The sequence below is a fragment of the Paraglaciecola sp. genome, from assembly GCF_039964565.1.
Taxonomy (GTDB): Bacteria; Pseudomonadota; Gammaproteobacteria; order Enterobacterales; family Alteromonadaceae; genus Paraglaciecola.
The window spans coordinates 420,262-444,333 of sequence record NZ_JBDVXF010000044.1 but is presented as its reverse complement, the minus strand read 5'-3'; the positions used below and the strand labels follow the sequence as shown (position 1 = coordinate 444,333).

The window sequence follows — 24,072 nt, the reverse complement described above, 5'->3', positions numbered from 1 at the left end:
TTAATATCTAATGAATAACAAAGAACTAAAAATTGGCCTATTTTACGGCTCAACCACCTGTTACACCGAGATGGCCGCCGAAAAAATACAAGCGCAGCTTCACCATTTAGCGAGTGATAGCTGCGTTGAATTATTTAATATCAAAGATACTGAATTATCCAAAACTGAGCAGTTTGAGGTTCTTATTTTTGGCATTTCTACTTGGGATTTTGGAGAGCTTCAAGAAGACTGGGAAGCAACTTGGCAAGATATAAAAGGCCTAAATTTGGCAGGCAAAACCGTAGCCATTTTTGGTTTGGGTGACCAACTTGGTTATGCTGAATGGTTCCAGGACGCGGTAGGCATGCTGCACGACGAACTGCTAGTACTCGATTGTGACGTGATAGGATATTGGCCTAATCAAGGATATGAATTTATCGCCTCAAAAGCGCTGACAGAAGACAATGCCTTTTTTGTTGGTTTATGCCTAGATGACGAAAATCAATATGAACTAACCGATGAACGTATCAACAATTGGTGCAATCAGTTAATCACTGAAATAAAACTACTGTAGAAGCATACTTTGCAAAGTTCAGAGTCGCGACTTCACAAACCTTACTATCGAAACGGCCCTTCTCATCGTGATGGAGCCGATGTGAGTTTTCAAGATATTGTGAAAATTTTTGGTTTTCGAACTGTCACTATTGGTAAATGGGTCACCACTGAAGAACAGCAAATTGCAGCCAACCTATTTTTTGATGCTTTGTGTGATTTAATGGAAATATTACAAGTTCCAGAAGCAGTCATTTCACTTAATGGTAGTCTATCACTGGCCTTTGGCAGCGGAGGGAGAAAACATAGTAGTGCTCACTATGAGTCTACGACTAAAAAGTTAGCCCTAGCGAAAAATGCTGGGGGAGGTGCATTAGCTCACGAATGGTTTCATGCGTTTGATCATTACATTTGTGACAAGCTGTTTACTCAGACTACCTCTATGCAATTTGCTTCACAATGTTGGTTACAAGACAAGCAACAAATCCCGCATTTGTTAAATGAAAAACTCAGTCTGTGTTTTGAAAGTATTTTTCTTTCTACGAATAAATGCCAACCAAATGAATTTGTAAACCGCAGCGCTCAAGCAGACAAAATTTTAAAAATATTTTATTACGCCCGTCCCCAGGAGCTTGTTGCACGTGCCTTTGAAGCCTGTATTCAAGACCATCACATTAAAAATGCATTTTTGGTGCAAGGCACTAAACAGAGTCCCGAAGCTAAGATGGGTATCTACCCTGATAAAGGACTCAGAATAATTTTTTCTAAAAACCTACTGGATTATTTTTATCATTTGGGGCACGCTATGGCGAAGTCGAAAAACATTAAATAAGAGTATTTTGTTAATTTAAAGCTAATTAATAGATGCTCTACAGTCTAACTGCCTTTATACTAGGCAGTCTCGTTTTAACCCAATTGGCGATTTATACCGATGAAAAGAAAAAAGCACGGCAGTTCTGACGACGAAGCTGCAATTGATATGACTCCCATGTTGGACATAGTGTTCATCATGCTTATCTTCTTTATTGTTACCACTTCTTTTGTGAAAGAGAGGGGTATAGAAGTTAATCGTCCTAAAGATTCTAATACGCCTCCACCACCAACTAATGTTAGATCGTTAGCTATTCGAGTGGAAGAAGATGGCACTATTGTTGTTAATGGTCGCCAAGTAGATATACGCCGCGTTGAAGCCAATATTCAAAGCTTCTTGGCAGAAAATAACCAAGATTCTGCCGCTGTTCAGGCTCATCCAAAAGCTAAGCACGGTGATGTCACTGAAGTTATCAATGAAGTGAAAAAAGCCGGTATAGCAAACGTTTCGGTTTTAGTGGCTAACTAAAAGCATTAAATTAACAATTAATTAAAAGGCCGCTAGTCATATGATTAGCGGCCTTTTTTTATTTTAAAATCGATTACAAACTTTAAGCTAGATGCTTTTGTAAAGGCAATCAAAAAAATAAAAATCACTCAAGATCAAGTGGTTCTGGCGAAAGTATTATCCCTGTAGTATCTGCGTATAGATGGTCTTCTGGTAAAAATGTCACACCACCAAAGTTAACCGCTACGTCTATTTCACCGAATTCTTGATCATCGGCACTCACCGGAATGGATGCAATAGCATGAATACCAATATTAATATCTTCTAGATCTTCTACTTCACGCACGCTGCCGTAACACACAATGCCTTCCCAACCATTATCAAATGCTAATTGCGCTGTACTCGAATCAATTAACGCCCTGCGCATAGAGCCACCACCGTCTATCAACAACACTTTGCCTAAACCAGGCTGCTCTAAGGCTTTTAGGACTAATCCCTTATCTTCAAAACACTTGATGGTAGTAATTTCGCCACCGTAAGAAGATCGTCCGCCAAAACTCACAAACATGGGTTCAACCACGTCAACACTGTCGGCAAAAACATCACAAAGAGTAGAAGTATTGTAATCCATGTTTGTTCCAAATTTAGATTAGTGAGGTTTTAGTATACTGCTAGCGTGCAGCAAATCCAGCGTAAACATATTTTATGTCGTGCTTTAGTTTTAATATAAAATTTCACTTAAATTGCGACTCATATCTAGATAACGAGTCTCTCGACTCGCCCTGTTTCATTTGAATGTGCATCTAGTCAAAATCAACGGTGCCCATACATCCTGTATTTCTGCCATGCAAGATACTTTCATAGGGGTAATAGTGTTTTCTGCAGTACCAAGAATTTGAAGGCGGCTCCTACTTGTTATGCCATATTACATAAATTATGCAATTCTCTCCCGAGATCTCTTTGTTTTTAACCTAGGTAATGACATTATTGCACCCTAAAAATTAATTGAGTTGTTGCTATGACCAACAAAGCTAAATTCAAAGCAATGGGCGTAACATTATTGGCAGTTTTGGTACTGACTGCCTGCGGCCAAAAACGTGCTTTATATTTGCCTGAAGAACCCACTACAAACAGCAGCTCACAAGACTCAAAACCATTAACTGAGTCTACCGAAAAAGGAGAAGATTGATTGGACTACTTTGCCTATAAAAATCAACAACTGTTCGCGGAAGACGTATCCCTAGAAAGTGTTGCTCAACAATACGGTACACCTTGTTATGTCTATTCAAAGGCGACAATTGAACGGCATTGGCTTGCGTTTAATAAAGCAGCAGGCAGTCAACCACACTTAGTTTGTTATGCAGTCAAAGCTAACTCAAATTTAGCGGTATTAAATGTTTTAGCTAAACTCGGTTCTGGCTTTGATATCGTGTCTGGTGGTGAGCTTACGCGAGTACTAAAAGCTGGTGGGGATCCTAGTAAAATAGTCTTTTCAGGAGTGGGTAAGACCCATGAAGAAATTTCCTTAGGGTTACAACACGATATTAAGTGTTTTAACGTTGAGTCTCGTAGTGAGTTAGCACGTATTAACGAAGTGGCTGAGCAAGCAGGCAAAAAAGCGCCAATTTCTATTCGGGTCAATCCTGATGTCGACGCTAAAACTCACCCCTATATTTCTACAGGTCTCAAAGACAATAAATTTGGGGTCGAACGCCAACAAGCTATCGAAATTTACCAATATGCCAACAGCTTGCCCTTCTTAAATGTAGTAGGTATTGATTGCCACATTGGCTCTCAGCTAACCGATTTAACGCCTTTTATTGATGCGTTAGACATTTTGTTAGCCTTGATTGATGAATTGGCTACACACGGAATCCATATACAACACCTTGACGTAGGCGGTGGATTAGGTGTGACCTATGATGATGAAAAACCGCCGCATCCGGACCAGTATACACAAGCCATCGCTGAACGATTAGTCGGTCGAGAGCAGCTATTGCTTATCTTTGAACCGGGCCGTGCAATTATGGCCAATGCCGGTGTGTTATTAACCAAGGTGGAATTTTTAAAACAAGGCGCTGAGAAAAACTTTGCAATTGTTGATGCCGCAATGAACGACCTGCTTCGCCCCGCTCTTTACTCGGCATGGCAAAGTATTATTCCACTTAACACCTCAGCTAAAAGGCCTAAAGCGGTTTATGATGTAGTCGGTCCCATTTGTGAAACCGGCGATTTTATTGGTAAAGGTCGTGAACTAGCGATTGCACCTGATGACTATCTAGCGGTGCGCAGTGCCGGAGCCTATGGTTTTGTTATGGCCTCGAACTACAACAGTCGCTGTAGAGCCGCGGAAGTGTTAATTGATGGTGGCAATATGCACCTGGTGAGAGAACGTGAGAAATTAGAGCAGTTATTTGAAAGTGAGCACATACCAACTTAAGTATAGTGATAACTTACTGTTCAAAATGTTATTCATTTTGCGATTATTTAGCCCGTTGTTAGTTAAAGACATAGTCAGTCTTTCTCTGAAATGATATAACTAATTTCATAATATCAATCACGTCGCTTGTAATGCGTGTTGACAAAAATTTTAGCTAAGTAGTCGCAATGCAAATCCAGTTTTCAAAGATGCATGGTCTGGGAAATGATTTTGTAGTTATTGATAACGTAACACAAAACGTATTTTTTTCTAAAGAGAAGATACAACAACTCTCAGACAGAAATTTTGGTATAGGATTCGATCAACTTTTGATGGTTGAGCCACCTTATGATCCTGACCAAGATTTTCATTACAGAATATTTAACGCAGATGGTAGCGAGGTATCCCAGTGCGGTAACGGAGCGCGATGTTTTGCTCGTTTCGTAAAAATGAAAGGTTTAACCAACCGCAATAAAATTGTGGTCAGCACTAAAGCTGGAAAAATGGTTCTATATCTTGAGAAAGATGGACAAGTAACAGTGAATATGGGTGTACCTGAGTTTGAGCCAAGCTTGGTGCCGATAAAAGCTAACAAACGTGAAAAAATTTACATATTAAGAGCGCAAGAACAGACGTTTTTCTGTGGTGCTGTATCCATGGGAAATCCACATTGTGTATTGTTAGTCGATGACGTGCAAACCGCAGATGTTGCAACAATGGGCCCTTTGCTTGAAAAACACGAACGTTTTACTGAGGGTGCCAACGTGGGTTTTATGCAGATTATTAACCCCAGCCATATCAAATTGCGTGTTTATGAACGAGGCGCGGGTGAAACACTTGCCTGTGGAAGTGGCGCTTGCGCAGCAGTCGCTGTGGGACAATTGCAAAACAGGTTAAGTAAAGACGTAAGAGTTGATTTACCAGGGGGCAGTTTAAAAATACGTTGGCAAGGTAAAGACAACGTATTAAAAATGACTGGCGCTGCAGAACATATTTTTGATGGATATATAAACTTATGAGTAAAGAGTCGCAAAAATAAAATGGATATAACGACTGCATATGAATCTGAAGAATTAATAGACGCTGAACAAGTAGCTGCTTTTCTACTTGAAAATCCTAATTTTTTTGCGCAATTTCCACATCTTGTAGAAAAACTTAGTATTCCCCATGCTCACAAAGGCAGTATTTCTCTGGTAGAACTGCAAAGTGAGCAGTTGCGTAAAAAGGTCAGAGTGTTAAGTCATAAATTAAATCAACTCATTACCATAGCCAAACAAAACGAAGCCATTTATCGCATCTATGCAGATTTAAATTTGCGCATTCTAAAATGCACTAATATGGATGACCTGAAATTTATCCTAGAAGAAGTTATTCAAGAAAACCTACAATTAGCATCAGTAACTCTCAAACCTTTTAAAGGGGCGCATGCTTTACCAGAGATCCAGCAACGCTTGCTAATCGAAAAACGATTTAAACGACACCGATTTTTCTTCGGTCGCTTAAGTGAACATGAGCGTAAGTTGTTATTTAATGATCAAGAAGCTAATTCAGTCGCCTTATTGCTTATCGGTGACTTAGGAGAACTCGGAATATTGGCTATTGGTAGTAAAGATGCTGGGCACTTTAATCCAGATATGGACACCTTACTCATCACTCAATTGCAGCAATTTTTAGGTATTTTGTTACCCAAATTGCTAACCTACTAGTCACAAATGTTATCGCCAAGCTTATACTCTTGGTTAGAAAAATATCTAGCCTATCTTAAGTACGAAAAAAATCTGGCGAGTACTTCAATTGAAAATTATCAAAGACAACTGACTGCTGCATTCGACAAACTTGAGATTGATTCTTGGTCAATGTTCAAGGTATCAGATGTGCGACACATCCTGAATGAGGCCAGGAGGAATAACTTAAGTTCTCGATCAATTGCGTTACGTCTGTCAGCTATCCGCGGGTTTTGCAGTTATTTAATTCAACAGCAGCAACTCGCTCAAAATCCAGCGTCATCAATCCAAGCCCCCAAACAAGACAAACCTCTGCCTAAACAATTGAACGTCGACGAAATGACTCAATTGTTGGATATACAAGAAGATGGGCTTCTAGCAATACGAGATAAAGCCATGATGGAGCTAATGTATGGTTGCGGCCTACGATTGTCAGAACTAGCCGACCTTAATCTCAAAAGCATTCAAGTAGACAATCAGCTAAGGGTCATCGGTAAAGGTAGCAAAGAACGTTTGCTTCCAATTGGAAAAATTGCCGCAGAAGCCTTAGTGGTATGGCTAAAAATTAGGCCACAATTAGCTAGCAGTGATGAACCCGCATTGTTTGTAAGCATGCGTCAAAAAAGGCTAGGTACACGTCAAATAGCTAAACGTATGAAACTGTGGGCTAAGCGACAAAATTTAGGGCAGTCAGTTAACCCACACAAACTCCGCCATAGTTTTGCTACTCACGTATTGGAATCAAGCTCTGACTTAAGAGGCGTACAAGAATTGTTGGGGCATGCTAACTTATCTACGACTCAAGTATATACACACCTAAACTTTCAACATTTGGCCCATGTGTATGACAGTGCACATCCCAGAGCTAAAAAATCTAAGTAACTAACTGATTAAAAAAGAACATATAGTCCTAAATGATATTTTATAAAAAACTTAAACCAATTCAAGCAATTACATTCGACCTAGACGATACCCTATATGAAAACACTAGTGTAATTGTCAAAGCCCAACGTTCTTTGATTGAATTTATGCATGAACAATATCCAGCGACAAAAACCTTAGACAATACGTTTTGGCGAACTCAACAACAAACACATATTTTAGCAAATCCAACTATCAAAAATGACATAAGTGAATTGCGACGCTTAACTCTAACGTCCGGTTTTTCGGCAATAGGTCTAGTTGGTGATGAGCTGAATGCCGCTACAGAAAAGAGCTTTAAGCATTTTTATTTTCAGCGAAGTAACTTTACTTTAAATAGAAATATTCATTCTTTATTAAAAACGTTAGCCCAAAAAATACCTTTGGTGGCGATCACCAATGGTAATGTCGACCTAGAACAGATTGGTATTAGTAAGTATTTTAGTGGTAGTTTTAAAGCCAGTTTAGCGTTCCCAATGAAACCACATATCGCTATGTTTGATGCAGCGCAGAATTTTTTGAATATTCCTCATGAGAACATTTTGCATGTAGGAGATAATTTATCTAAAGACGTCTATGGGGCACTTAAAGCGGGCTATCAAGCGGCTTGGTATGCTGAAGATAGGGGTATGTTTATTCGTAATGAACAATTACAGCTTTTACCCCATATACAACTGAGCCGGTTGAGCCAACTGTTAGATTTGATCTAATCGTTAAACTAAGACTTAATCTTCCAGTATATTTTGACGCATAGTTTCACAGGGTTTTCGGCAGGTAGGTTTCCCGACAATTTTAGCAGGAATACCAGCCACGGTAACATGTGGAGGTACGTGACTAAGTACAACACTTCCCGCGCCTACTTTGGCGCCCTTTCCTATAGAAATATTACCCAAAATTTTGGCACCCGCTCCGATCATCACTCCTTCTCGAACTTTAGGATGACGGTCACCTGCTTCATTACCGGTTCCACCAAGTGTTACTGATTGCATAATAGAAACATTATTCTCAATAACAGCCGTTTCGCCGACCACTATTCCAGTTGCATGATCAAACATGACAGCCTGCCCGATTTTTGCTGCAGGATGAATATCTACCGAGAAAGCTTCAGAGTTACGGCTTTGAATAAATAGCGCTAAATCCTTACGATCCTCTAACCAAAGCTGATGCGCTAATCGATGCACTTGAATAGCGTGAAACCCTTTAAAGTTTAGTAATACAGTAAGAAATGAATGTACTGCTGGATCGCGGCTAAATACGGCTTGAATATCTGCAATAGCCGCTTCTACTACTTCGGGGTGTAGCAGGTAGCAATGCTCAAACATTTCTTTCACAGACAAAGTACTCACCACGTCATCTGCCAATTTATTGGACAAAATAAAACTCAAGGCGGTTTCAAAGTTGTGATGCGCCAAAATACAAGTATGCACATAACTAGACAATAGCGGTTCTTTTTCAACCAAATGTTCAGCTTCATCTTTTAATTGTTGCCAGAATTCAATACTCATAATTTCTCTGCTGTCTAATTTACGCGATATCAGTTGTATATAGGGTTTAGTTTAGTGTATTTAAATACAGTGTTACTGATATACTTAGAAAATATTTTTCTAACGTATTCTTTGTGCAATGGATGTATCTCGACTTCTTGACCAGTTAAACGACGAACAACGCGATGCAGTAGCGGCCCCTGCATCTGACATGCTAATTTTAGCGGGCGCAGGCAGCGGTAAAACCCGAGTTTTAGTGCATCGAATTGCATGGTTGATGGAAGTTGAGGGTATTGCTCCATACGGCATTTTAGCTGTAACTTTTACCAACAAAGCAGCCAAAGAAATGCGCGGCCGTATAGAACAATTGCAAGGTAGCGCACTGAATAGCATGTGGATCGGTACGTTTCATGGTATTGCCCACCGATTGCTACGCACTCATCATGACGAAGCAAAGCTACCTGAAAACTTCACTATATTAGACTCGGACGACCAATATCGCTTAATTCGACGAGTTCTTAAGAGTCTGAATCTTGACGAGAAACACTGGGCTCCAAAACATGTGCAATGGTATATCAATGGCAATAAAGACGAGGGACTACGTCCGCAACATATCGAAACATATGGTGATGCTACCCAACAAAAAATGCGGGAAATTTATCAAACATATCAACAAACATGCGATCGTGCCGGTTTAGTTGATTTTGCTGAATTATTACTCAGAGCACACGAACTATGGCTAAATAATCCAACAGTACTACAACATTATCAAAAACGTTTTAGAGCCATTTTAGTAGACGAATTTCAAGACACCAATAACATCCAATATGCATGGTTACGTCTACTTGCAGCTCCTAGTAATAATATGATTATTGTCGGTGACGATGACCAGTCTATCTACGGCTGGCGCGGCGCAAATGTTGAAAACATTCAACATTTCTTAAGAGATTTTAAAGGCGCAAAAACCATCAGGTTGGAACAAAACTACCGCTCCACTGGCAATATATTAAAAGCAGCCAATGCCGTGATTGACAACAACCAAGGAAGATTGGGTAAAAAACTGTGGACAGAAGATAGCCAAGGCGAACCCATTTCACTTTATGCCGGATTTAATGAGTTAGATGAGGCTAGGTTCAATATTTCACGAATAAAAGAATGGCGCGATAATGGTAATGCCTTGGCAGATTGTGCAATTTTATACCGCAATAACGCGCAATCACGGGTTTTAGAAGAAGCGTTATTACAAGAGTCCATCGCCTACCGAATTTACGGAGGTTTACGATTTTTTGAACGTCAAGAGATTCGTGACGCTTTAGGTTACTTACGTTTGATTAATCAGAACATAGATGACGCTGCCTTTGAACGCATTGTGAATACGCCCACGCGAGGTCTTGGTGATAAAACTCTATCGCAAATTCGCGAGTTAGCTCGAGACCGAGAATTATCCATGTGGGATGCCAGCACGCAAATACTTGCAGAAAAACGACTTACAGGTCGCGCTGCAAATGCGCTCATTGCATTTACAAAACTATTAACACAACTCGCCCAAGATATTAAGGATCTCCCTTTAGAGCAACAAGCCGATCACGTAATCAAACACTCTGGCTTATTTGCGATGTATAAGGCAGCAAAAGGTGAAAAAGCCCAAGCCAGAATCGAAAACTTAGAGGAATTAGTCACGGCTTGTAAACAATATGTCGTACCCGAAGAAGCGGATACCATGACACCTATGTCCGCGTTTTTGGCCCATGCCTCTCTTGAAGCAGGTGACAACCAAGCTGAAAGCCATCAAGACGCAGTACAAATGATGACTATACACACCGCAAAAGGGCTGGAATTTCCATTAGTCTTTATGGCGGGTGTAGAAGAAGGCATGTTCCCGAGTCAAATGAGTAACGAAGAACCAGGGAAAATCGAAGAAGAACGTCGCCTTTGTTATGTGGGTATGACGCGAGCCATGCAAAAGTTATATATTACTTACGCTGAAAATAGACGAGTATACGGTCAGGACAAATACCATACTCCTTCACGCTTCATCAAAGAAATCCCAAGTGATTGTATTGAAGAGGTCCGTTTACGTACCAGTATTTCACGTCCAGTTCAAAATAGGTTCACTCCAGTAACCGGGCATACTGCATTCGAATCTACTGGGTTTCAGTTGGGAGAAAGGGTGTCTCACCCCAAATTTGCTGAAGGCACTGTTTTAAATTATGAGGGCAGTGGCGAACACGCTAGAGTACAAGTCAATTTTGACGAGTTTGGCAGCAAATGGTTGGTTATGTCATTCGCAAAATTAACAAAAGTCTGATATTTCAAGAGCTTGAAATATTTTAATCTACTAAATTAAATTTTTACGGCAAAATTGACATCATGCAACGCAAAGTACTAATAGTCGAAGACAGTAAAAGTAGCATGAACCTGATGCGTAAACTTATATCAAAGGCTAAGTTGCGCCCGATTTGCACTACCAGTTTAGTGGAAGCCAAACATGTTTTTTCCAGTTCAGCTCCAGAAGACTACCTTTGTGCAGTAGTAGACTTTGATTTGCCAGACGCACCAAATGGCGAAGCGATAGACTTTGCGATCGAATCATTTTTACCCACAATAGTCGTCACAGGTTCACTCGATGAATCGACTAGAACCACTATTCTTAATAAAAATGTGGTGGACTACATCCCCAAAGAGAATGCTCAAGTTTATGAATACTTAACACGGTTGTTAAACCGCCTAGCTAAAAATAAAAAAATAGCGGTGTTAGTGGTCGATGGATCACGTATCTCTCGGCATTCGATGACGGCTTTACTTAGACGCCATAATTTTATTACTTTTGAAGCGACCGATGCCGCTCAAGGCATGGAGATCCTGCGCAGCAACTCGAATATCAAGTTGGCGATTATAGACGACAATATATCTGGAATTGAGATGATTTCTGAGCTTCGTAAGCTCTATTCCAAAGAAGACCTCGGTATCATTGGGGTCTCTTCAGATACGACATCAGGCTTGTCTGCAAGGTTTATCAAAAGTGGTGCTACGGATTACTTACATACCCCGTTTTGTCATGAGGAATTTTTCTGCAGAATTATGCAAAATGTCGAACGTTTGGAAAATATTGCCACAATTAGACGTGTTGCGAATTTGGACTATTTAACAGGCCTACCCAACAGGCGGCATTTCTTTGATAGAGTCGCAGCTAATCAGAAAACAACTCCTCATGACCAAAGTTTAGCAATTATAGATATCGACCACTTCAAAGCAGTTAATGACACTTTTGGCCATGACTGTGGTGATTACACTCTGAAGGAGTTAGCAAAGTTAGTAGCAGAATTTTTTGCTGATTTCACAGCGGCAAGATTTGGCGGTGAAGAGTTTTGTGTATTCTTTTCTAATGTTGCTCCAGAAAAAGTGATAGATATAATGGAAAACTTTCGTGATGCAATTGAAAACAAAGTTCTCACATTTGAAAAACAAACATTGTCATGCACTGTGAGTATAGGTGTCACCCACAAAAGTAAAGGTGGCATCAACACTATGCTGCGCATCGCAGACAAACACCTGTATTGTGCCAAAACGGAGGGTAGAAATAGGGTAATATCGGACTAGTCGAAAACTATCCAAGACTATTTGTAATTTCCCAATCTCGATTTTCTATAAATTCTCAACGAATCATAAACATAGATGAGCAGTCCGCTCCATACGAAGATAAAGGTAACAACTCTAGCGCTGTCTAATGGTTCCTGGTAATACACCACGGCCAATAGAAACATTAGACTTGGGCCAACATATTGAAAGAACCCTAAGGTGGTAAAACGTATCCGTTTAGCGGCGGCGGTAAAACATAATAATGGAGCGGTTGTGACCACGCCAGCAAGCACTAGCTTAATATTTAGATCTGTCGTGTTTGATAACATATTGCCACTTGAAGGTTCCATGACGACCCAATAGAGCAAGGCGAACGGCAACATAATACAGCTTTCGATAAACAAACCGGGCATCGATTCCACACTAACTTTTTTTCGTAATAGTCCGTATACGCTAAAAGTAATCGCTAACGCCAAAGCAACCCAAGGGATCTGTCCGTGAGTGAAAATCAAGTACATAACGCCAGTAAGCGCCACTAACACCGCTAAAAATTGCAATCGCGACAGCGTTTCTCGGAAAAAAAATCGCGCAAGAAAAACGTTAAACAGAGGATTAATAAAATATCCTAGACTGGCCTCGAGCAAATAATTGTTGTTTACAGCCCAGATAAAGGTTAACCAGTTTAGTGCCAACAACGCCCCACTAATTGCCAAAATAATCATCACTTTTGGATCACGGATTGCTGTAAATATTTGCTTAAACTTTTTTCGTATCAACAACAATACACACAGTACTAATACTGACCAAACAATTCTGTGCATAACAATCTCTAAAGCTGGCACACTCGTCAGTAACTTAAAATACATGGGCGCGATACCCCACATAAAGTAAGCGGCTAACGCAAAAATAACACCTGCTTTTACTGATTTATCGTTCAACTATTTAGCCTAAAATCGTCAATGCTTGAAATGGGATTGCAGTGTGAGTGAAGCGATTGTCAAATGCAATCTAATCCCTTATTTGGGATGGGTAAATATATGAAGCAAACCAGCGATATTTGTTAGTGATTGTTAATGATATTTTTAATGTTTAGTTTTACGAGTTATGAAACATGCTTAGGTTATCAACAACCATCTTTTGTACGACTAAATTGTTATCAAGTCATATCAAAACCGAATTAATTGCCTAGTGTCACATGTTAGCAGCGCTTACTCACTCCAAGTGAAAGTTAGGTCGAAGCAGAATATTGATTACGACCCGCTTGTTTTGCTTTAAACAAATTGATATCGGCCTTATCAATAAGGTCAATTGAATTGGACGCGGCGTTATTTTTAAGGGTAGGGCTAAAAACAGAAATGCCAATACTCACTGTAACTATTGGATAAGAAGCCTGTTTTGCTGATTTAATATTTCGATTTTTGACATTTTCGATTAAATTTTGTGCTACTTGTTTCGCCCCTTTGAGATCGGTAAAGGGTAGTAAAAGTACAAATTCTTCACCACCATATCTTGCTGCGAGATCTCGTTCTCTTCGTTTGCTTGAGGCAATTATCGAGGCAATTATCTTCAAACATGCATCTCCTTCGAGATGACCAAACTCATCGTTAAATAGCTTAAAGTGATCAATATCTATCATTAATGCTGCAATAGAATGACTGCCTCTTACGGCGGCATACCATTCCTTGTTTAACATAGTATCCAATTGCATTCTATTAGCTAAACCGGTCAACCCGTCGGTACATGAGACTTGGGCAAGCTTTTTCTGTTGCGCTACCATCGTCATTTGATTAGTCACCCGAGAAATCAGAATACTTGGCCGAATCTTTTTATCTATATAGTCAACAGCTCCCATCTGTAAACACTCGTCCTCTTCATCGAGATTGGGGGCTTCGGCCAAAAACATAACAGGTATATGTGCAGTGAGTTGACTGTTCTTTACAAAAGTACACAATTCTTGACCCGAAATAATAGGTGAATTAACGACGCTTAAAACCAAATCGATATCTTTGAGCATTATGCTTTGTAATGCAGATTTGCCGTCTTGTGCTATTTCGATGTTGAAGGTTTTAGCAAAAAGCGAGGTGAGTGTGGATATGCTGACAACATCATCGTCAATTATGAGTAATGTAAGTTGATGCCGAAAAGCCGTCATAACATCCCTGCAAAATACTGCTACTAGCTACTAACTAAATATGATTTAAGTTAATTGCCCCTAGAAGAAGCTCAATCATGTTTAAACCTTAACCACTAATAAAGCACTTTATTGTCAATATTGCGAGTAATAATAGTATTAAATTTGCGACTATATGATTAAATTTCACGACTTGTCGAACGTAGCGTTTAATTAATTATTTTTTATGCCCAAGGTTATCCCTATATTGAATTAGAACACTGTATCCATTGTAAGCGAGGAGACGTCCCCAATCGTTAAACTTTTAGTGTAGCGATCAATTTAATCCCCGTAAGCAAGTGAACCTATAGATAAAAACAAGTAAACTTAGGCTTTATTTTAATCTTTTTGAGTTTCAGTTGTCAGATCACCCAGAACCATCTCCGCTAGCAATCACCGACGCGCAGAAAATATTAAAACACACCTTTGGTTATGACCATTTTAGAGACGGCCAAGCTCAAGTCATTGCCCAAGTCCTGCAGCAAAAAGATGTGTTAGTACTTATGCCTACTGGCGGCGGTAAGTCGTTGTGTTATCAAATTCCTGCGATGCTGCTGCCCGGTTTGACAATCGTTATATCACCTCTGATATCCTTGATGAAAGATCAAGTCGATGCACTGTTAACCTATGGTATTAATGCCGCTTATATCAATTCCAACTTATCTGCCCAAGAAATGTTGAACATATACAGGGGTATGCAAGATGGCAAATATCGGCTCATATACGTTGCGCCTGAACGGCTTATGCAGTTGGAATTTATCCATCGCCTACAGGGACTCTCTTTAAGCCTTATAGCTGTTGACGAAGCCCACTGCGTATCTCATTGGGGGCATGACTTTAGAAAGGACTACAGGCTTCTTGGGCAACTAAAGGCGACCTTTCCCCATGTTCCAATTATGGGATTAACGGCGACTGCTGACTTGGCCACCCGTGCGGATATAACTCAACAGCTTAATTTACAGCAGCCGTTTATTTTCAAAGGTAGTTTTGACCGACCCAATATCCGTTATAATCAAGTGACTAAATATAAGGCCACTGACCAAGCGATTGCTTTTGTTAAGCAACAAGATGGCAGCGGTATTATTTATTGTAATAGTCGTAAGAAAGTGGATGACCTCAGCATCGCCTTAGCCAAAAGTGGCGTAAATTGCGCGGGTTATCACGCCGGTCTCGAAGGCGAAATTCGCGACAAAATTCAACGTGATTTTATACAAGATAAAATAGACGTCATAGTGGCAACCGTCGCGTTTGGAATGGGCATAGACAAATCAAATGTACGATTTGTTTTGCACTTCGATCTGCCACGAAGCATTGAATCCTATTACCAAGAGATAGGTAGGGCCGGCAGAGATGGTATGCCTGCTGAAGCGTTATTATTATTTGATGAAAAAGATGCAGCCCGAATTCGCCAGTGGATCTCAACAGGCGAAAACGTCCAAAGAAATAATGTAGAACTGCAGAAATTTGCAGCGATGGAGGCCTTTGGTGAAGCGCAAACTTGTCGGCGCCAAGTATTGCTCAACTATTTCGCCGAGTATTCAGCCGGCCATTGTGGCAACTGCGATATTTGTCTCGATCCACCAAAAGCATTTGATGGTACGGTAGATGCGCAAAAGGTACTATCTTGTGTTTTTAGATTAAAACAATCTGTAGCCAGTCAATATTTGATCGATGTACTCAGAGGAAAACAGCTAAAACGTATTCTTGAAAACGGCCACGATAAACTAAGCACCTTTTCCATTGGCAAAGAAAAATCTGATGCCTATTGGCATAACGTTATCAATCAACTGATCCACCGAGGATTTCTGCGGGTAGATATCACCCAGAATGCAGTCTTAAAACTAACAGAGGAAGCCAGACCAATTTTACAACAAGCCCAAAAGCTTCAGCTTGCGGTGCCAAGATTGAGTCTAGATTTAGGTAAAAAGTCACCCATAGCAGCACTAGATTATGACAGAGCGTTATTCGCCAAACTCAAACATCTTCGTAAAAGGATTGCAGAGCAAGATGATGTTCCCCCTTTTGTTGTATTTAGCGATGCAACCTTGGCTGACATGGCCGATAAATGCCCAGAAACTGAATTTGACTTCCTAGATATCCATGGTGTCGGGCAAACTAAACTCGAACGTTATGGAGAGCGTTTTATCGCCGCTATTTCTAAGCATTTAATTCGCGCCTAAAATGCCAACCTATATGCTTGAGTTTTTCTCCAAAAGGTTTACTTTTCAGACCAATTTAGCGCATACTTATCGGCCGTATTTGAGCTGATAATATCCATGCCTGTAAAAGCCATACCACAAAAAAAAGCGGACGAAAAAGTTGAAAAGCTGAAGGTTCCGCCACACTCAATTGAAGCCGAGCAATCGGTATTGGGTAGTATGCTTATTTCCCCTGAATCTTGGGATAAAGTCGCTGAACTTGTGGTAGAAGAAGATTTTTACAATCGCTCACATCAAATCATTTTCCGTGCGATTATTCGCCTCCTTTCCCAAAGTCACCCAATTGATTTAATTACTGTTTCTGAAGATCTTGAAGGCCTAGATGAGCTAGAAGCAGCGGGTGGTTTCGCTTACTTAGGAGAACTAGCAAAGAACACTCCCAGTTCAGCTAATGTGGCAGCTTACGCGCAAATAATCAAAGAACGCGCCGTAGTGCGTGAGTTGATTGGTGTGGCACACGAAATTGCGGATACTGGGTACAACCCTGAGGGACGCAATAGTGGCGAAATTCTCGATATGGCCGAGAGTAGGGTATTTGAAATTGCCGAGAAGCGCACCGGAAAAGACGAAGGTCCAAAAGATGTCGAATCGGTATTAACTAAAACTATCGATCGCCTTGAAGTATTAGTTAAAAGTAATAAAGAAGTGACTGGGGTCTCGACCGGTTATACAGATTTAGATAAGAAAACGAGTGGTTTACAACCGTCAGATCTAATAATTGTCGCCGCTAGACCTTCAATGGGTAAAACTACTTTTGCCATGAATTTGTGCGAAAATGCCATGTTATTAGAGGAAAAGCCGGTATTAGTATTCAGTTTAGAAATGCCCTCTGAACAAATTATGATGAGGATGCTGGCATCCCTAAGCCGCGTAGATCAAACTAAAATCCGTACCGCACAGCTTGATGATGAAGATTGGGCGAGAATGTCTAATACTATGGCAATGTTGAAAGACAAAGATAATCTGTTTATTGACGATTCTTCTGGTTTGACTCCTATGGACGTGCGTACTCGAGCACGAAAATTAGCTCGAGATAAAGGCGGAATTAGCCTAATCATGATAGATTATTTACAATTAATGCAAGTTCCTGGTTTAAGCGATAACCGAACCCTAGAAATCGCTGAAATTTCACGCTCACTTAAATCACTCGCCAAAGAGTTGGAAGTCCCAGTGGTGGCGTTATCACAGTTAAACCGTAGTCTTGAGCAACGTAGTGATAAAAGACCAATCAACTCTGATTTACGTGAATCAGGCTCTATTGAGCAAGATGCCGATTTAATTATGTTTATTTATCGAGATGAAGTTTATAACGAACAAAGTACTGATCAAGGTGTGGCTGAAATAATTATAGGTAAACAGCGTAATGGCCCTATTGGTACGTCTAGGTTAACCTTCCAAGGACAGTTTTCTCGTTTTGATAACTATGCGGGTCCAGCTGTAGAGGATGAATATTGATACACAAATCAATATTCATAATTTGAAAAGTGTCTCGAGTTGACTGAGCTAAATCACTGAATAAAAGGTAAAAAAAAGAGATGCAATTGCATCTCTTTTTTTTGAATAACTATCGTTATCGTTGTACTTTAACTCTAGTACTAGTTGATACTTTAACTACGATACGACGGTTAACTTGATTTGCTTTAGCCGTGTTTGAAGTATCTAACAACTGAGTTTCACCAAAACCGATAGCGGTCAAACGCTCTGCATTAATACCATATTTCTGGATTAATAGAGTTCTCACTGCATTTGCACGCTTTTGAGATAACATCAGGTTGTAATCGTCAGAACCTGGAGCAGAAGCATGACCTTCAATTACAGCATCGGTTGCAGGATAACGGTTCATGAAATCTGCAACTTCTTGGAACTGAGAAGCACTAGAGTTTCCAATAACTGAACTATTGTTGGCAAACAATACTTTCACATTGATAGACACTTCTTCTTCAGTAAATACGCTACACCCTTTAGCGTCGACTTTATCCGTTAGCGGTGTATCAGCACAATTATCTACATCATCTAATACGCCATCTTGGTCAGTATCTAATACTAAACTACAACCTTTAGCACCTACCTGAGTACCAGGTGCAGTATTTGGACACATATCTATGTTGTTAGGAATACCATCATCATCAAGGTCGTTCTTACAACCGTAGCTATCTACCACAGTTCCAGCTGGTGTTTCTGGGCAGTTGTCTAAACGGTTAATAACACCGTCGCCGTCTAAATCCAAAACACAACCCATACTATCTACTGCGATACCTGCTGGAGTATTTGCACACTGGTCTTGGCTATCAACTACGCCATCATTGTCACTGTCTTTAGGCATTGAAGGAGCGGTTGAGCCACCGAAGGCGTAGGCTAAACCTAATTTAAAGCTTAGGTGTTTATCACCATTGTCACTGGTTTCACTACTACCACTAGCGATAGTTTGATACGCAGCCATTTCAGTAATAACTTTAAGGCGATTACCTAAATCCCAGTCCTTAGCTGTATCCCAATACTGTCCTAAATCCCAGCTTTCACCTAAAGTCCAGTGCTTACCTAAACCAATATTGACCATTGAATCGTTATCAGCAATTTGGGTTCTTTTAAGGCCACCAAAAAGATAAAAATCATTGCTATCTGGGAAGAAGTATAAAAGGTCAACACCTACGCGAGTACCGTCGTCATCAAGGAATTCATTGGCTACGTCAAGTTCTAAGTAAGATGCTTCAATCCTAACTGCCCACTCCGGAGTAAATTTAAAACCAAATTCACCACCCACTCCAAAACCGTCTCCTAGGAAATCCGGGCTATCATCATTGCCCGAATAAAATTCGCCAAACCCAGCAACCCACTTATCGTTTTCTTTTGGCTGCTCTTGTGCAAATACACCTGTACTTAACGCAGCAGCTATTGCACTTACAACTAATAATTTTTTCATCTTAACTTGTCCCTTATTGTTCATTTCAAATTTAATTGGCACACTATTTACAGGATCATATATAGATGTATACCTTTATCGCAACTACTTTATTATAATTAGGTTATCATTCCCCACAAATAGTCGCAATTAAGCGACGATTTGCAGCTCTTACTCGATGTTCTCCTAATATTATTCCTTGCCATGTCCCTAAGCCTAGTTCTCCGTCAACAATGGGAATAGTCAAACTGTTCCCCATTAAGCTAGCTTTAATATGAGCAGGCATATCATCCGCACCTTCATAGTTATGCACGTAATACGCCATATTATCGGGCACCATCTTATTGATATGCGTTTCTAAATCTTGACGCACAGTAGGATCGGCATTTTCATTAATCGTTATACTAGCACTGGTATGTTGGATAAATAAGTGCAGCAAACCCTTTTTAACGTTTTTTAGACCTTTTAGCTGTGCGCTGACTTCGTCAGTGACTAAGTGATATCCTCTGGTCTTAGGGGATAAAATAATAGATTGTTGCATCCACATATAATTGCAGGCCTATTACTTATTAAAACACATTTCTAAATATAGTTTTCCAGACTCGTGAGAAAAAGGCATAACCATTTTTTTCCCATCGACTTGATGTTTAATCGAGTGATTGACACCTGAAACAACTACCGGTGTAGCCATACCAAAATCATAACCTTTTTCCCCAAGTTCGTTTTTGGCTCCACCGCAAATCATATTAGTAATTTCACCCACCATATCTTGTACGTCAGAATCTAAACTATCAGGCTTTTCCCCCAACATTTTTTGCATTATTTCTAATACTAGTCCTTCGTCTAAGGAAATTGACATTGAGCCTTGAATATTTTCACCCACCATACCAATCAGTCCAGATATGTCTCCCCTGGCTTGATTGTCACTTTTCTTTTTAGGTTTACCTGGCACTAGCTGAATTTGTGCCATGGTTTTCATCACATTTAGTAAAGCGGCAATAAAAGGGTTAATAAACTCAGCATTCATTATATTCACTTTTCCTTCTTAAAGTTCGCTCATTGGCAAGCTGCGCAAATACCAAGAGCTTCAATTGTTCGGCTTACTACGTCAAAACCTACTGATTGGGTTTCTTTTACATCGCCATCGGAATCAAAAATTAAATAAGTTAACGTAATCGCTTCGGTGACAGACAACGAATACATTAGTGGATTCAATTTTAGGTATTAACGCACCCTATAAGATAAAATCTAGCCTACTCTAAACTTTACCACGCTCCGCGCTAGACACTGTTAGTCTAAGTACCACTAATAATTCATAAGCGCGTAACTCTGGCAGTAGCACATAATGTCTCCAAACTTTGCAAACCTAGCGCCATTGCTTCCCAAAACTGTCACCCTTTATCCATCCAAATATCAACTAAATACCCGCCGGTATTAATCGCATTTATTCCTTCAAAACAAACCGTTAGATATTAACACTAATTCTAATGTGTTGCGTATTTTAAACATTTTTAGTTTGTTAACTGTGAACAGGTTGAGCGACTTAATAAATAGATATGCAATTTTGAAAGTATATTTCAGCGAGCGGTTTTACTGTGTTAACTTATGAAAAATGAGTGATTTTGGTATTAATATGATTGAACAAGGTATACAGGTAAAAGCTGACACAAGAGGCATTTGGTTAATTTTTAGCGGTGAAAAAATTTTTCAATTCACTGAAAATTCAGGGTTGATAATAGACACTTGGGAACAGCTCAGTTTTGCCCATGCCTACCAAGATCAAATCGTCAAAATAGGGAATCATGAAGATTTACCTTGTTTCTTGATCGATATGGGGAACGAACATATCGAGCATGATGCACTATCACTAGTCAGTATGCGCGCGTTGCTTATGCAAAACCAAACCAGCTTTTTTGGTGTCGCTTCACGAGCATGGCAGATAGCATTATTTATGCGTACCCATAGATTTTGTGGTCAATGTGGCAGCACGATGCAACAAATTGATTGGGAGATGGCAATGCAGTGTTCACGTTGTCTTCACCGCTGTTATCCAAGAATTTCGCCGTGCATTATTGTGTCTATACGTAATAAGGACAAGATATTACTGGCTCAAGGAAAACCGCAACGTTCTCGACAAATGTTTTCGACTTTAGCCGGTTTTGTAGAAAGTGGTGAACAACTTGAACAAGCGGTTCACAGAGAAGTCTTTGAAGAAGTGGGGATTAAAGTTAAGAACTTACGCTACTTTTCAAGCCAGCCTTGGCCTTTTCCTCACTCGTTAATGGTAGGTTTTTTAGCTGACTTCGATTCAGGAGAAATAAAAGTAGATGGCAAAGAAATTCTCGAAGCACACTGGTTTGACCCTGAGAAACTACCCAATATCCCACCCAAATTATCCATTGCGGGACAACTGATCCAAAAGACTATTGAAGAGATTAGTCAACAAAAATAGCGAGGTATAGCGTAATCGCTAGATATAAAAAACCCCACGTAAAGTGGGGTTTAAATATTTTAGCGTCTTGGTCTCGTTATCGAGCTTCTTGATTTATGTTTGCTTTCGCATCAGTGTTATAGCAGACAAATCTCTGTGATTGCAAGTTTTTGTTAAATATACTCCAGTTTATCCTTTTTTCAGCGGCTAAAATCGCTACAATACAGCCCTTTAAGCCTATCACCCAAATTTTAGGTAAATAATTCCAGTTTGAGGAAATCAATGCAGCCATTGCAGAACGACCGATATTTACGAGCATTGCTCCGCCAACCAGTCGACACAACACCAGTATGGATGATGCGCCAAGCAGGTCGGTATTTGCCAGAGTATAAAGCCACCAGAGCACAAGCTGGCGATTTTATGTCGCTATGTAAAAACGCCGAGTTAGCCTGCGAAGTAACACTTCAACCGTTACGTAGATTTGACTTGGATGCCGCCATCTTATTCTCCGATATTTTAACTATTCCAGACGCCATGGGATTGGGTCTATATTTTGAGACTGGTGAAGGTCCAAAGTTTCAAAACCCTTTGACTTGTATGGCTGATATTCAAAAATTACCCGTATTAGATCCTGAAGTTGAACTAGGTTATGTAATGAATGCGGTTCGCACTATTCGCAAAAATTTGCAAGGTAGTGTGCCATTAATTGGTTTTTCCGGCAGCCCTTGGACGCTAGCTACATACATGATTGAAGGTGGCTCTAGTAAAGCTTTCACTAAAATCAAAAAAATGGCCTTTAGTGATCCACAAGCGCTGCACTTGTTACTGGATAAGTTAGCTGATTCAGTTATTTTGTATCTTAATGCGCAAATTGCAGCCGGAGCGCAATCAGTAATGGTATTTGATACATGGGGCGGCGTGCTTTCTGGTCGCGATTATCAAGAGTTTTCCCTACAATATATGCATAAAATTGTGGATGGCCTTACACGGGAAAATGATGGGCGAAAAGTGCCTGTTACTTTGTTCACAAAAAATGCGGGATTGTGGTTAGAATCCATTGCAGCAACAGGTTGCGATGCAGTTGGATTGGACTGGACAGTTGATATGGCCGACGCTAAGGCACGTATAGGCGACAAAGTTGCACTGCAGGGTAACATGGACCCTTCTATGTTATATGCGCCAGCCGCTCGTATTGAACAAGAAGTACAACTAATTTTGGACGGTTTTGGTAAAGGTAATGGCCATGTATTTAACCTTGGCCATGGCATTCACTTAGATGTACCACCAGAGAATGCCAAAATATTCATTGATGCGGTTCACAAATTAAGTAAACCTTTTCATCAATAACGAGTACGCTATGCTTTTGAAAGCATGTCTCTAGTTTGCTTGAGTAATGAAATGGTCGCAATACTGCCGGCCATTTCGCTCATCCCTTCACCTTCAAATTCTGCGCATGCATATCCAGTGAACCCAGCGGCGGTGAGTATTTTCATACATTGTAAATAATTGATTTTTGACTCTTGACCATTGGATTCAAAACCATATGTTTTGGCACTGACACCTCGAGTATAAGGAGCCAGATCATGTAACCCCTGAATAGTGTCATAACGTCTCTGTGGTGAGTGATTCCAGCCCCCCATAAAAAAATTATCTAAATCCGTGTAAACGCCTAAATTAGGATGCTTCACTTTTTCCATTAACATAGCCAACCAAGCACCGTTACTAGAAGGGTGACCATGATTTTCAACTAATAATTCCAAACCTAACTGTTGAGTATAAGCCGCCAACTCAGCTAGGCTTTCAGCGTTTTGTTCAAGCTGTTCAAGGTATGTCCCCTCTCCATAGGCATTCACTCTAAGTTGTGAACATCCCAACTCCAATGCAGCGTCTATCCATGGTTTGTGTTTTTCAATTGCCAGGTCTCGTTTATTTTTAGATGGACTCCCCAAATACCCTAATTCATCACATAATAAGCAGGTAAAACCAACACCTTGGTCATTCGCCATTGCCTTGAATTGCTTCAGCCAAGGTTTATCTTGCGCATGTCCAAACCAAAGCACGTTGGCTAAATCCACCATTTCGACGCCTAACTTCCTAGCGATAGTAACAATGTCTCGAGGATCCATATCCCCCTTTAAAACCGAGTCAGGGTCTGAATGTAAGGTTTTGATAAACCACTCATAATTATCACGACCATCACCAAAAATAGCCCGATGAAAAGACCACTGACTCAAGGCGATATCAAACAATCTGTTAGTTTTTAGTGGGGAAGCATGCAAGTTAGGCATAACGGACATTGCCACCAGCGAAGATGCTGTTTTTACAAAGTTTCTACGATTCATCAACTGCCCTTTTAATTTCGATTAAATATAGGCAA

24 protein-coding genes are annotated in these 24,072 nt (G+C 40.2%); 15 read left to right on the top strand and 9 right to left on the bottom strand.

The window, feature by feature from the left end; genetic code table 11:
- The first annotated feature begins 10 nt into the window (after nt 1-10).
- The 3 genes from fldB to ABJK37_RS21595 all read left to right on the top strand — a co-directional run bounded on the left by fldB (nt 11) and on the right by ABJK37_RS21595 (nt 1,870).
- Complete coding sequence (gene fldB / locus ABJK37_RS21605; RefSeq protein ID WP_348358149.1) at nt 11-553, top strand: flavodoxin FldB; 543 nt, start codon at nt 11-13, stop codon at nt 551-553.
- Nucleotides 554-562: 9 nt separating this feature from the next.
- Entirely contained in the window at nt 563-1,363 is an 801-nt protein-coding gene (locus ABJK37_RS21600) for a CLCA_X family protein (RefSeq protein ID WP_348358147.1), read from the top strand.
- 99 nt (nt 1,364-1,462) lie between these two features.
- Nucleotides 1,463-1,870, top strand: a complete 408-nt coding sequence (locus tag ABJK37_RS21595) for a biopolymer transporter ExbD (RefSeq protein ID WP_348358146.1) — start codon at nt 1,463-1,465, stop codon at nt 1,868-1,870.
- Between the two features lie 124 nt (nt 1,871-1,994).
- Here the strand turns inward: ABJK37_RS21595 and rraA are convergent, their stop codons facing one another.
- Complete coding sequence (gene rraA, locus ABJK37_RS21590; RefSeq protein WP_348358144.1) at nt 1,995-2,480, bottom strand: ribonuclease E activity regulator RraA; 486 nt, start codon at nt 2,478-2,480, stop codon at nt 1,995-1,997.
- Between the two features lie 387 nt (nt 2,481-2,867).
- Here rraA and ABJK37_RS21585 point away from each other — a divergent pair, with 387 nt between their 5' ends.
- From ABJK37_RS21585 to ABJK37_RS21560, 6 genes are all read left to right on the top strand, one after another.
- Nucleotides 2,868-3,038, top strand: coding sequence for a lipoprotein (locus ABJK37_RS21585; protein WP_348358142.1), 171 nt, complete (start codon nt 2,868-2,870; stop codon nt 3,036-3,038).
- Complete coding sequence (gene lysA, locus ABJK37_RS21580; RefSeq protein WP_348358140.1) at nt 3,039-4,289, top strand: diaminopimelate decarboxylase; 1,251 nt, start codon at nt 3,039-3,041, stop codon at nt 4,287-4,289.
- 167 nt (nt 4,290-4,456) lie between these two features.
- A complete protein-coding gene (gene dapF, locus ABJK37_RS21575) occupies nt 4,457-5,287 on the top strand; it encodes a diaminopimelate epimerase (protein ID WP_348358137.1) in 831 nt (276 codons plus the stop codon).
- Between the two features lie 21 nt (nt 5,288-5,308).
- Nucleotides 5,309-5,974: a DUF484 family protein gene (locus ABJK37_RS21570; RefSeq protein ID WP_348358135.1), complete on the top strand. Its 666-nt coding sequence runs from the start codon at nt 5,309-5,311 to the stop codon at nt 5,972-5,974.
- A 6-nt stretch (nt 5,975-5,980) separates the two neighbouring features.
- Nucleotides 5,981-6,874, top strand: coding sequence for a tyrosine recombinase XerC (gene xerC / locus ABJK37_RS21565; RefSeq protein WP_348358133.1), 894 nt, complete (start codon nt 5,981-5,983; stop codon nt 6,872-6,874).
- 32 nt (nt 6,875-6,906) lie between these two features.
- On the top strand, nt 6,907-7,623 hold the full coding sequence (locus ABJK37_RS21560) for an HAD-IA family hydrolase (RefSeq protein ID WP_348358131.1): 717 nt from the start codon (nt 6,907-6,909) through the stop codon (nt 7,621-7,623).
- A gap of 15 nt (nt 7,624-7,638) precedes the next feature.
- Here ABJK37_RS21560 and cysE read toward each other — a convergent pair whose 3' ends face one another.
- Nucleotides 7,639-8,418 carry a serine O-acetyltransferase gene (gene cysE, locus ABJK37_RS21555; RefSeq protein WP_348358129.1) on the bottom strand — a complete coding sequence of 260 codons (780 nt, stop codon included), beginning with the start codon at nt 8,416-8,418 and terminating at the stop codon, nt 7,639-7,641.
- Between the two features lie 118 nt (nt 8,419-8,536).
- Between cysE and uvrD the strand changes: the two genes are divergently transcribed.
- Nucleotides 8,537-10,705, top strand: a complete 2,169-nt coding sequence (gene uvrD, locus ABJK37_RS21550; protein WP_348358127.1) for a DNA helicase II — start codon at nt 8,537-8,539, stop codon at nt 10,703-10,705.
- A gap of 62 nt (nt 10,706-10,767) precedes the next feature.
- Nucleotides 10,768-11,997 carry a diguanylate cyclase gene (locus ABJK37_RS21545; protein ID WP_348358124.1) on the top strand — a complete coding sequence of 410 codons (1,230 nt, stop codon included), beginning with the start codon at nt 10,768-10,770 and terminating at the stop codon, nt 11,995-11,997.
- Nucleotides 11,998-12,014: 17 nt separating this feature from the next.
- On the opposite strand, the gene rarD is transcribed toward ABJK37_RS21545, so the two are convergent.
- Nucleotides 12,015-12,914: an EamA family transporter RarD gene (gene rarD, locus ABJK37_RS21540; RefSeq protein ID WP_348358122.1), complete on the bottom strand. Its 900-nt coding sequence runs from the start codon at nt 12,912-12,914 to the stop codon at nt 12,015-12,017.
- Nucleotides 12,915-13,204: 290 nt separating this feature from the next.
- A complete protein-coding gene (locus ABJK37_RS21535) occupies nt 13,205-14,128 on the bottom strand; it encodes a diguanylate cyclase (protein WP_348358120.1) in 924 nt (307 codons plus the stop codon).
- Between the two features lie 377 nt (nt 14,129-14,505).
- Between ABJK37_RS21535 and recQ the strand changes: the two genes are divergently transcribed.
- Nucleotides 14,506-16,326: a DNA helicase RecQ gene (gene recQ, locus ABJK37_RS21530; RefSeq protein ID WP_348358118.1), complete on the top strand. Its 1,821-nt coding sequence runs from the start codon at nt 14,506-14,508 to the stop codon at nt 16,324-16,326.
- Nucleotides 16,327-16,422: 96 nt separating this feature from the next.
- Entirely contained in the window at nt 16,423-17,820 is a 1,398-nt protein-coding gene (gene dnaB, locus ABJK37_RS21525) for a replicative DNA helicase (protein WP_348358116.1), read from the top strand.
- Nucleotides 17,821-17,935: 115 nt separating this feature from the next.
- On the opposite strand, the gene ABJK37_RS21520 is transcribed toward dnaB, so the two are convergent.
- The 4 genes from ABJK37_RS21520 to ABJK37_RS21505 form a co-directional block, all read right to left on the bottom strand.
- Nucleotides 17,936-19,285, bottom strand: a complete 1,350-nt coding sequence (locus ABJK37_RS21520; RefSeq protein WP_348358114.1) for an OmpA family protein — start codon at nt 19,283-19,285, stop codon at nt 17,936-17,938.
- Nucleotides 19,286-19,391: 106 nt separating this feature from the next.
- Nucleotides 19,392-19,811, bottom strand: a complete 420-nt coding sequence (locus ABJK37_RS21515) for a secondary thiamine-phosphate synthase enzyme YjbQ (protein ID WP_348358112.1) — start codon at nt 19,809-19,811, stop codon at nt 19,392-19,394.
- A 15-nt stretch (nt 19,812-19,826) separates the two neighbouring features.
- Nucleotides 19,827-20,291, bottom strand: coding sequence for a chemotaxis protein CheX (locus tag ABJK37_RS21510; RefSeq protein ID WP_348358253.1), 465 nt, complete (start codon nt 20,289-20,291; stop codon nt 19,827-19,829).
- A 29-nt stretch (nt 20,292-20,320) separates the two neighbouring features.
- A complete protein-coding gene (locus ABJK37_RS21505) occupies nt 20,321-20,467 on the bottom strand; it encodes a hypothetical protein (protein WP_348358110.1) in 147 nt (48 codons plus the stop codon).
- Between the two features lie 430 nt (nt 20,468-20,897).
- Between ABJK37_RS21505 and nudC the strand changes: the two genes are divergently transcribed.
- On the top strand, nt 20,898-21,716 hold the full coding sequence (nudC, locus tag ABJK37_RS21500; protein ID WP_348358107.1) for an NAD(+) diphosphatase: 819 nt from the start codon (nt 20,898-20,900) through the stop codon (nt 21,714-21,716).
- A gap of 261 nt (nt 21,717-21,977) precedes the next feature.
- A complete protein-coding gene (hemE, locus tag ABJK37_RS21495) occupies nt 21,978-23,042 on the top strand; it encodes a uroporphyrinogen decarboxylase (RefSeq protein ID WP_348358105.1) in 1,065 nt (354 codons plus the stop codon).
- Nucleotides 23,043-23,050: 8 nt separating this feature from the next.
- Here hemE and ABJK37_RS21490 read toward each other — a convergent pair whose 3' ends face one another.
- Nucleotides 23,051-24,037 carry a sugar phosphate isomerase/epimerase family protein gene (locus ABJK37_RS21490; protein ID WP_348358103.1) on the bottom strand — a complete coding sequence of 329 codons (987 nt, stop codon included), beginning with the start codon at nt 24,035-24,037 and terminating at the stop codon, nt 23,051-23,053.
- Between the last annotated feature and the right edge of the window lie 35 nt (nt 24,038-24,072).

Excerpts from the sequence above, each read along its gene's own strand:
- nudC (WP_348358107.1), top strand. The coding sequence starts at position 20,898 with ATGATTGAACAAGGTATACAGGTAAAAGCTGACACAAGAGGCATTTGG.
- ABJK37_RS21520 (WP_348358114.1), bottom strand. The coding sequence starts at position 19,285 with ATGAAAAAATTATTAGTTGTAAGTGCAATAGCTGCTGCGTTAAGTACA.
- hemE (WP_348358105.1), top strand. The coding sequence starts at position 21,978 with ATGCAGCCATTGCAGAACGACCGATATTTACGAGCATTGCTCCGCCAA.
- ABJK37_RS21570 (WP_348358135.1), top strand. The coding sequence starts at position 5,309 with ATGGATATAACGACTGCATATGAATCTGAAGAATTAATAGACGCTGAA.
- cysE (WP_348358129.1), bottom strand. The coding sequence starts at position 8,418 with ATGAGTATTGAATTCTGGCAACAATTAAAAGATGAAGCTGAACATTTG.
- ABJK37_RS21490 (WP_348358103.1), bottom strand. The coding sequence starts at position 24,037 with ATGAATCGTAGAAACTTTGTAAAAACAGCATCTTCGCTGGTGGCAATG.
- uvrD (WP_348358127.1), top strand. The coding sequence starts at position 8,537 with ATGGATGTATCTCGACTTCTTGACCAGTTAAACGACGAACAACGCGAT.
- xerC (WP_348358133.1), top strand. The coding sequence starts at position 5,981 with ATGTTATCGCCAAGCTTATACTCTTGGTTAGAAAAATATCTAGCCTAT.
- ABJK37_RS21535 (WP_348358120.1), bottom strand. The coding sequence starts at position 14,128 with ATGACGGCTTTTCGGCATCAACTTACATTACTCATAATTGACGATGAT.
- fldB (WP_348358149.1), top strand. The coding sequence starts at position 11 with ATGAATAACAAAGAACTAAAAATTGGCCTATTTTACGGCTCAACCACC.
- ABJK37_RS21595 (WP_348358146.1), top strand. The coding sequence starts at position 1,463 with ATGAAAAGAAAAAAGCACGGCAGTTCTGACGACGAAGCTGCAATTGAT.
- ABJK37_RS21505 (WP_348358110.1), bottom strand. The coding sequence starts at position 20,467 with ATGTATTCGTTGTCTGTCACCGAAGCGATTACGTTAACTTATTTAATT.
- ABJK37_RS21585 (WP_348358142.1), top strand. The coding sequence starts at position 2,868 with ATGACCAACAAAGCTAAATTCAAAGCAATGGGCGTAACATTATTGGCA.
- rraA (WP_348358144.1), bottom strand. The coding sequence starts at position 2,480 with ATGGATTACAATACTTCTACTCTTTGTGATGTTTTTGCCGACAGTGTT.
- ABJK37_RS21560 (WP_348358131.1), top strand. The coding sequence starts at position 6,907 with ATGATATTTTATAAAAAACTTAAACCAATTCAAGCAATTACATTCGAC.
- dapF (WP_348358137.1), top strand. The coding sequence starts at position 4,457 with ATGCAAATCCAGTTTTCAAAGATGCATGGTCTGGGAAATGATTTTGTA.
- ABJK37_RS21510 (WP_348358253.1), bottom strand. The coding sequence starts at position 20,291 with ATGAATGCTGAGTTTATTAACCCTTTTATTGCCGCTTTACTAAATGTG.
- ABJK37_RS21545 (WP_348358124.1), top strand. The coding sequence starts at position 10,768 with ATGCAACGCAAAGTACTAATAGTCGAAGACAGTAAAAGTAGCATGAAC.
- dnaB (WP_348358116.1), top strand. The coding sequence starts at position 16,423 with ATGCCTGTAAAAGCCATACCACAAAAAAAAGCGGACGAAAAAGTTGAA.
- ABJK37_RS21515 (WP_348358112.1), bottom strand. The coding sequence starts at position 19,811 with ATGTGGATGCAACAATCTATTATTTTATCCCCTAAGACCAGAGGATAT.